We start from the raw sequence: 7864 nt of genomic DNA, 5'->3' as shown, positions 1-7864 counted from the left end.
CGCGCGCGCGAGCGCCGCCCCCCGCGGGGCCCGCCGGGGGGTTGGCGGGCGGCACCCCCCCCCCCCCGGCCCACCCCCCGGGTCCCCGCGACCGCGGTTCCCGTAAGCCCGGGTTCGGGCCCATCGGCGGCGGACGCCTTTTCCCTGCGGCGGTCGGGTGCGTAGCCTTACCGCCCGTGACCTACCCGCCGCACGGCCCCGCCGTCCCTCCGCCGCACCCGCAGCCGACGCCGGTGCCCCCGCACCCGCAGGGCCCGGCGGGCGCCGCGGTGCCGCTCGACCCGCGCGCGGTCCTGGAGGGTCGCCCGCCGGGCCGGGCGCGCGTCGGTGTCATCGTGACCATCGCGGTCGCGAGCCTGTGCCTGCTCGTCGGCCTCGTGCTCGCGGCGCTGTCCGGGGTCGGGACGTTCACCGTCGGGCTCCTGCTGGCGCTCGTGCCGCTCGGCATCTGGCTGCCGGTCGTGCTCGCGCTCGACCGCCTCGAGCCGGAGCCGCCGAGCGCGCTCGTCGTGGCGTTCCTGTGGGGCGCGGGCATCGCGACGCTCGTCGCGGGGATCCTCAACACGCTCGGGCTCGAGCTGCTCACCGCGCCGCTGTTCGGTGAGGAGGTCGGCTGGTACGTCGTCGCGTCGTTCGGCGCACCGTTCGTCGAGGAGATCCTCAAGGGCGCGGTGCTGTTCGGGATGCTGTGGTTCCGCCGGCACGAGATCGACGGCTGGACCGACGGCGTCATCTACGCGGCGATGGTCGCGCTCGGCTTCGCCGCGGTCGAGAACGTCACGTACTTCATCATGGCGGCGCAGGACGGCACGCTCGGCCCGACGTTCGTGCTCCGCGCGCTCGTCACTCCCCTGCTGCACCCGCTGTGCACGGCGCTCACGGGCCTCGGCGTCGCGAGCGCGGCCACGAGCCCGCCCGGCCCGCGCCGTGTCCTCGCGCCGCTCGGCGGCCTCGCGGCGGCGATCGCGCTCCACATGCTGTGGAACGCCTCGACCGGCTTCGGGACGCTCGCGCTCGGGGTCGCCTACCTGGTGGGGCTCGGTGTCCTGATCACGCTGATCGTGCTGCTCGTCCGGGACCGGCGCCGCACGGTCGCGACGATCCAGCGCCAGCTCGTCCCGTACGTCCCGACCGGCCTCGTCACGCCCGCGGACCTCACGATGCTCTCGACGCTCGCCGGGCGCCGCCAGGCGCGCGACTGGGCCCGTCGCACGGGCGGCACCGGCGCCGCGCACGCGATGCGCGACTACCAGCAGGCGGCGACGGAGCTCGCGCTGCTGCACGACCGGGTCGCGCGCGGCGCGGTCGAGGCGTGGCGCGTCGAGGGACAGCGCCGCGCGCTGCTCCAGCTCATGCTCACGGCACGCCAGGCGTTCCTCGTCCGGACGCCGCAGCCGCCGCCCGCGCCGTGGTCCCCGGGCGCGTCGTCGGGCTTCACCTCCGACGCGTGGGTGCCCGGTCAGGGCGCGTACTAGGCCGGACCCGAGCCTGCGACCCGGGGCGGCGTCCGGATCACGAGCACCGCGTCGACCGGGGCGCCGTCGAGCGCTCGGTAGGTGTGGTCGGCGTCCGACACCCAGCGCAGCTCGTCGCCCTCCTCGACGACCGCCTCCGCACCGTGGCGCCCGGCCCGCAGGCGGCCGCGCGTGATGAGCAGGTGCTCGACGACGCCCGGCCCGTGGGGCGGCGACGTCCGGTCCGCGTGGGCCTCGAGGTGCAGGTGGTAGACCTCGACGGCGGTGCCGCTCGGGAGGTGGTGCGCGTCGAGCAGGCGTGCGGTGACACCCTCGGACGAGACCTCCGTGCCCGCCCGTTCGGCGAGCAGCGTCGCGAGCGGGACGCCGAGCGCCCCGGCCAGGGCATAGAGGGTCGCGAGCGTAGGGTTGCGCGCACCGTGCTCGATCTCGGAGAGCGAGCCCTTGCCGATGCCCGCCGCGGCCGCGAGCGCCGACAACGAGAGGCCACGCTCGGCGCGCAGGGCCCGGAGCTGCGCGGCGACGGCCGCGAGCGTCCCGTCACCGGTCCGTCCGTCCGAGCGTCCGGGCGCCCCCGCGGGATCGCCGTCCGGCCGTCGTCCCGCGCGCCCCGCCCCGTCGCTCACGGGCGCAGCCTACCGGCGCCGGTGCCGCAGAGCCTCTGGTAGCGTTCCACGAACAGAACGCTCTCCCCTCGCCGCCCGCCAGGAGCAGCATGGACACCGCCTCGGACCGCCTGCGCCCCGTCCTCGCCGGGCTCGTGACCGCCCTCGTCGGCTTCACGAGCTCGTTCGCCGTCGTGCTCGCCGGGCTGCGCGCCGTCGGCGCGAGCCCCGACCAGGCCGCGTCCGGGCTCGTCGCGCTCTGCGTCACGCAGGCCGTCGGCATCCTCTGGCTCACGACCCGGCACCGCACCCCGCTCACGCTCGCGTGGTCCACGCCCGGGGCCGCGCTGCTCGTGAGCACCGGAGCGGTCGCCGGCGGGTGGCCCGCCGCGGTCGGCGCGTTCTGCGTCGTCGGCGGGCTCGTGCTGCTCACCGCGCTCTGGCCGCGCCTCGGCGACCTCGTCGCCGCCATCCCGACGCCGATCGCCCAGGCGATGCTCGCCGGCGTGCTCCTCACGCTGTGCCTCGCGCCCGTCCGGGCGGTCGTCGCGACGCCGCTGCTCGTGGCGCCTGTGATCCTCACGTGGCTCGTGCTGCTGCGGGTCGCGCCGCGCTGGGCGGCGCCCGCCGCGCTCGCCGTGACGCTCGCGATCGTCGGCTACGAGGCCGTCCACAGCGGCACGCTCGCGTGGTCCGACGCCGTCCCGCGCCTCGACCTCACGGCCCCCACGCTCTCGTGGCAGGCGGTGGTCGGGCTCGCCGTCCCGCTCTACGTCGTGACGATGGCGTCGCAGAACGTACCGGGCGTCGCCGTCATGGCGTCGTTCGGCTATCGCGTGCCGTGGCGCGAGGCGATGACCGTCACCGGGCTCGCGACCCTCGCCGGAGCGACCGCGGGCGGCCACACGATCAACCTCGCGGCGATCTCCGCCGCGCTCGCGGCGGGGCCCGAGGCGCACCCCGACCCCCGGCGCCGCTGGCTCGCCGCGCACACCGCCGGATGGGCGTACCTCGTCCTCGCCGTCGGGTCGGCCGGGCTCGCCGCGCTCGTCGCCGCCGCGCCGGCGGGCCTCGTCGAGGCGGCCGCCGGGCTCGCGCTCGTCGGCACGCTCGGCGCCGCCGTCGCGGGAGCGGTCGCCGAGCCGCGCGGGCGCGAGGGCGCCGTCGTGACGTTCCTCGTCGCCGCGAGCGGCGTCGTCGTGGCGGGCATCGCCGCCGCGTTCTGGGCGATCCTCGCCGGGCTCGCCGTCCACGCGGTGCTCACCGTCCGCCGTCGGGCACCGGAACCACCGACAGGGAACCCCGGTTCGCGCGAGGTAGAACAAGCCGTCGCGAGGTAGAACCCCCCGTCTTCTACCTCGCGACGGGAGGCTCTACGTCGCGGGTGCCGGTGCCGGCTCGAGCGGGTCCGGACCGAGGACGGGGAGGTTGTCGCGGAACACGTTCGTCGGGTCGACGCGGCGCTTGACCTCCCGCAGCCGCTCCAGGGTCGCGGGCGGGAACGCGTCCGTCACCCGCTCGGTGCGCTGGTCGGTGTCGAAGCTCAGGTACATGCCCTCGAACACGTCGGCGAGCGCGTCCCACCGCGCGTCGAGCCGGGAGCGGCTCGCCCCCATCGCCACGACCGAGAAGTTCGCCGACCGGTGCGCGTACGCCGTCGCGTCCGCGGGGACGTCGGACGCCGCGCCGCCCGTCGAGCGGATCTGGAAGAAGTACGTGTCCCCGCTCGCGACGAGGCCTGCCAGTCGGGCGGACGCCTCGGGCGTGAGGTGCTCCAGCAGGCCGGACCGCGACACGGGCTCGCCCTGCCCGCCGTGCGGCCCGGGCGCGGGCGCGGAGACGACGGCGTCGTACGGCACGATCTGCGCCGTCGCCTGCGCGAGCAGCGGGGAGATCGCCGCGAACGGCTGCAGGCGCGCGAGGACCGTGTCGGGGTCGTCGGAGTCGACCATGGTCATGGACTGCGCGACGACCGGCTGCCCCGGTCGGGGGCGCCCGACGATGAGGAAGCTCGTCGTGTCCCGCGGCGAGGTCTCGACCGTCGCGCCCCAGCGCTCGAGGAACTCGGCGAGGTCGGAGGCGTCGTGCACCATCTGCGCGAACCCGACCGCGGACACCTCGTCCGCGACGAGCTCGAACGACGTCACGATACCGACCTGCGACCCCGCACCCCGCACGGCCCAGAACAGGTCCGGGTTCTCCTCGTCGCTCGCACGCACGACCGACCCGTCCGCGAGCACGACCTCGACCGCCCGGACGTGGTCGATCGTCAGGCCGTGCGCGCGGCCGAGGAACCCGATGCCGCCCGCGGTCGCGAGTCCGCCCACGCCCACGCCGCCGTAGTCGCCCGACGTGATCGCCCACCCGCGCGGCGCGAGCGCCGCCGCGACCTCGCCCCAGCGCGCACCGGGCCCGACGCGCACGAGGCGCGCGGCGTCGTCGAGCACCTCGACGGCGTCGAGCGCGCCCAGGTCGAGGACGATCCCGCCGTCGTTCGTCGAGCGCCCGCTGATCCCGTGACCGCCCGAGCGGACGGACAGCGGCACCGTCCGCGTCACCGGCTGGGTGCGCGCGAAGGCGAGCGCCTCGACGACCTCAGCGGTGTCGCGCGGGCGCAGGACGAGCCCCGGGGCGCCGCCGCGCAGGTAGTTCGAGCGCACGCCCGCGTACGCGGCGTCGCCGGGCTCGACGGCGCGCTCCGCGAGCGAGGCGGGGACGTCGTCGTAGGCGATGCCGTTGCGGCGCGCGGCGCGGACGGCGAGCGGCACGACGCGCGACGTGTCCGTGCCGCGCGCCGCGCGCCCGGCGGCGACGGCGTCGCGCAGCGCGGGCGCGACCTCCTCGGCGAACCGGCGGGTCGTGCGCTCGTCGTCGGTCGCGAGGATCAGCGTCGAGACGCCCTCCTCCAGGACGAGCGGCACGAGCCGCTCGACCCAGGCCTCGGGCGGACCGGCGAGGTCCGGCACGCCGCCGAGACCCGACGCCGTGGCGCCCGCGTCGAACGTGCCCGACACGTTGAGCAGGCGCGTCACCTCGCGCGGGTCGCGCCCGACGGCGGTCGCGGCCTCGTCGATGCGCGCGTTGCCCGCGCGCAGCCCGTCAAGGCCGACGCGTCCCAGCGACGGGAGCCAGCCGTCGGCCTTCTCGCCGACGAGGCGCAGCATGCGCAGGCCGAGCGCGCCCAGCCACACGGGGATGCGGCGCGTGGTCCCCGGGCCGGGGGTCGCGCCGTCGAGCCGGTGGTGGCGCCCGGGGACGAACAGCTCGGCGTCGCCGTCCTCGCCCCAGATCGCGCGGATCACCTCGATCGCCTCGGCGAGCGCGTCGACCGACTCGCCCGGCGTCAGGCGCTCGACGCCCATCGACACCATGGCGTCCCAGAACGCGCCCGCGCCCAGCGCGAGGTCGACGCGCCCGTCGGACAGCAGGTCGAGGCTCGCCGCGGCGCGTGCCAGCACGGCGGGCTGGCGCATCGGGACGTTGACGACGTCGGGCGCGACGTGGATGCGCTCCGTCGCGGACGCGACGTAGGACAGCAGGGTCCACGTGTCGAGGAAGCGCGGCTGGTACGGGTGGTCCTGGAACGTCACGAGGTCGTAGCCGAGGTCCTCCGCGAGACGCGCGAGCCCGACCGTGGTCTCGGGGTCCTGCGCCGACGGCGTGACGAACGTGCCGAACCGGAGCGGGTGGCCGTAGTCGGTCATGCGCGGACCTCGCCGTCGGTCGTGATGCTCGCCACCGGGCCGTCCGGCGTGGTGCCGCGCGCCGCCGCGACGAGCTCGCGCGCCGCGGGCGCGACCTCCTGCCCCACCACGGCGAGCGTCGTCGGGTCGTCGCCCGCGACGATCCACGTGGACACGCCGTGCTCGAGCGTGACCTCCGCGACCTGCTCTGCCCACTGGCGCGGCGAGCCCTGGAGGAAGCCTGCACCCCCGTCGGCGGAGAACCGGCCGCCGACGTTGAGGAGACGACGCACGGCGCGCGGGTCGCGGCCTGCGGCCTCGGCGGCGGCGTCGATCGTCGCGTTGCCCTGGGCCAGCGCCTCGAAGCTCTGCAGGTACGCGAGCGACGGGAGCCAGCCGTCGGCCTTCGTCCCGACGAGACGCAGCATCCGGGGCTTGAGCGCGCCGACCCAGATCTCGACGTCGTGCGCCGGAGCGGGCCCGCGCTTGGCGCCGTCGACGTGGTGGCGCGCGCCGCCCGCCACGAGCCGCTCGCGCGTGGACGTGTCCCACAGACCGCGGACGACGTCGATCCCCTCGGAGAGGGCGTCGACCGACTCGCCCGGCGTCAGGCGCTCGCCGCCCATGGCGACGATCGGGTCCCAGAACCCGCCCGCGCCCAGGCCGAGCTCGACCCGCCCGCCCGAGAGGCGGTCGAGGCTGGCCACGGCGCGCGCGAGAACGGCAGGCGGGCGCAGCGGCAGGTTGAGCACGTTGCCCGCGATCCGCACGCGCTCGGTGCGCGCGGCGACCCAGGACATCAGCGTCCACGTGTCGAGGAACGCCGCCTGGTACGGGTGGTCCTGGAACGTGACGAGGTCGAGGCCGACCTCCTCGGAGAGCTGCGCGAGCGCGACCGCCTGGTGCGGTGCCGCGGCGGTGGGCGTGACGAAGGACCCGAAGCGCAGGTCGTGGCCGTAGTCGGGCATGGCTCCTCGCGATCTGGAAAATACGTTGTCAGACAGAACATATCTGTAACAGATAGGTGGTGCAACCGCATTCCCGGCGGTAGTCTGTGCGGATGAGCACGACCACGACGACCGCAGCCACGACGGGCCCGGCCGAGCTCCCCGGCCGCCTCGAGGACCTCGGCTGGCACCTCGGCGTGCTGCTGCGCGCCTACCGCGCGACCGTGGAGCAGGCGCTCGACGACGTCCCCCACGGCACGCGTGGCTACCAGGTCCTCGTCACCGTCGCGCAGGGCGACCACCCCACGCAGCTCGCGCTCGCCGAGCACCACGGCATCGACCGGACCGTCATGACCTACCTCGTCGACGACCTCGTCGCGGCGGGCCTCGTCGAACGGCAGCAGAACCCCGCCGACCGTCGCGCGCGGAGGGTCGTCGCCACGCCCGAGGGCCGCCGTCGGCTCGCCGGATGGGCCGGCGGAGTGCACGACGCCGAGGAGCAGCTCCTCGGCATGCTCGCGCCGGACGAGCGCAGCACCTTCCGCACCTTCATGCGCCGCGTCGCGTGCGACCTGCGCGACGTCGACGCCACGACCGACCCCTGCACCGTCGCCGAGCACACGCTCGGCGTCACCACCCCGCCGAGGTAGAACCCTGGTCGGCCGAGGTAGAACCCCGGTCGGTCGAGGTAGAACCCCGGTCGGTCGAGGTAGAACCCTGGTCGGTCGAGGCAGGACCCTGGTCCGCCGAAGTAGACCCGCCCGCCGGGAGAGAACCGAGTCATGCCCCGACGGCGATGGGCACCCACACTGCGGTGCGATCACCAGCCAGGCGGTCGAGTCGCTGGCTGCGACGCACGCCGGGCCCCTCGAGGGTCGGGCACCGTAGGCCGGGAGGGTCGAGCAGGTGTTCTGGGCTCGTCAGCCGACCGGGACGAGCCCCGAACATCTGCTCGCCGCCGCTGCCCCGGCTCGACGGCCCCGCGACCGTACGGCGACCCGGCGGCGCGGTGGCTCGGCGGCGCGGTGGCTCGGCGGCGCGCTCCGTCGGCTGCGGTGCACGCACCCGACATCGCGGGACGTCGCCCGGGCGAGGACCGACCAGGGCGACTCGACGCCGGGCGGGGTGGGTGGTGGTGCCGCGTCGTGTCGGGC

The 7864-nt window shown here is 76.1% G+C and carries 6 protein-coding genes; 3 read left to right on the top strand and 3 right to left on the bottom strand.

The features are described from left to right. Positions 1–176 precede the first annotated feature (176 nt). The gene (locus tag ACFWH7_RS20105) at positions 177–1475 is read left to right on the top strand and encodes a PrsW family intramembrane metalloprotease (protein ID WP_378219294.1); all 1299 of its coding nucleotides are present in this window, start codon (positions 177–179) and stop codon (positions 1473–1475) included. Here ACFWH7_RS20105 and ACFWH7_RS20100 read toward each other — a convergent pair. Continuing rightward, positions 1472–2101, bottom strand: coding sequence for a helix-turn-helix domain-containing protein (locus tag ACFWH7_RS20100; protein WP_378219292.1), 630 nt, complete (start codon positions 2099–2101; stop codon positions 1472–1474). The two genes, ACFWH7_RS20105 and ACFWH7_RS20100, sit on opposite strands and share 4 nt — an antisense overlap. Positions 2102–2190: 89 nt before the next feature. On the opposite strand from ACFWH7_RS20100, the gene ACFWH7_RS20095 reads away from it, so the two are divergent. After that, on the top strand, positions 2191–3420 hold the full coding sequence (locus ACFWH7_RS20095; protein ID WP_378219290.1) for a benzoate/H(+) symporter BenE family transporter: 1230 nt from the start codon (positions 2191–2193) through the stop codon (positions 3418–3420). Positions 3421–3453: 33 nt separating this feature from the next. Here the strand turns inward: ACFWH7_RS20095 and ACFWH7_RS20090 are convergent, their stop codons facing one another. Then, entirely contained in the window at positions 3454–5784 is a 2331-nt protein-coding gene (locus tag ACFWH7_RS20090) for an LLM class flavin-dependent oxidoreductase (RefSeq protein WP_378219288.1), read from the bottom strand. Continuing rightward, positions 5781–6731: an LLM class flavin-dependent oxidoreductase gene (locus tag ACFWH7_RS20085; RefSeq protein WP_378219286.1), complete on the bottom strand. Its 951-nt coding sequence runs from the start codon at positions 6729–6731 to the stop codon at positions 5781–5783. Before ACFWH7_RS20085 ends, ACFWH7_RS20090 begins: the two co-directional genes overlap by 4 nt. A 92-nt stretch (positions 6732–6823) precedes the next feature. On the opposite strand from ACFWH7_RS20085, the gene ACFWH7_RS20080 reads away from it, so the two are divergent. Beyond that, positions 6824–7360, top strand: a complete 537-nt coding sequence (locus ACFWH7_RS20080; protein WP_378219284.1) for a MarR family winged helix-turn-helix transcriptional regulator — start codon at positions 6824–6826, stop codon at positions 7358–7360. Positions 7361–7864 lie beyond the last annotated feature (504 nt).

The sequence above is a fragment of the Cellulosimicrobium cellulans genome, assembly GCF_042723955.1.
GTDB lineage: Bacteria > Actinomycetota > Actinomycetes > Actinomycetales > Cellulomonadaceae > Cellulosimicrobium > Cellulosimicrobium cellulans_H.
This window is presented reverse-complemented; position numbering and strand designations above follow the sequence as displayed.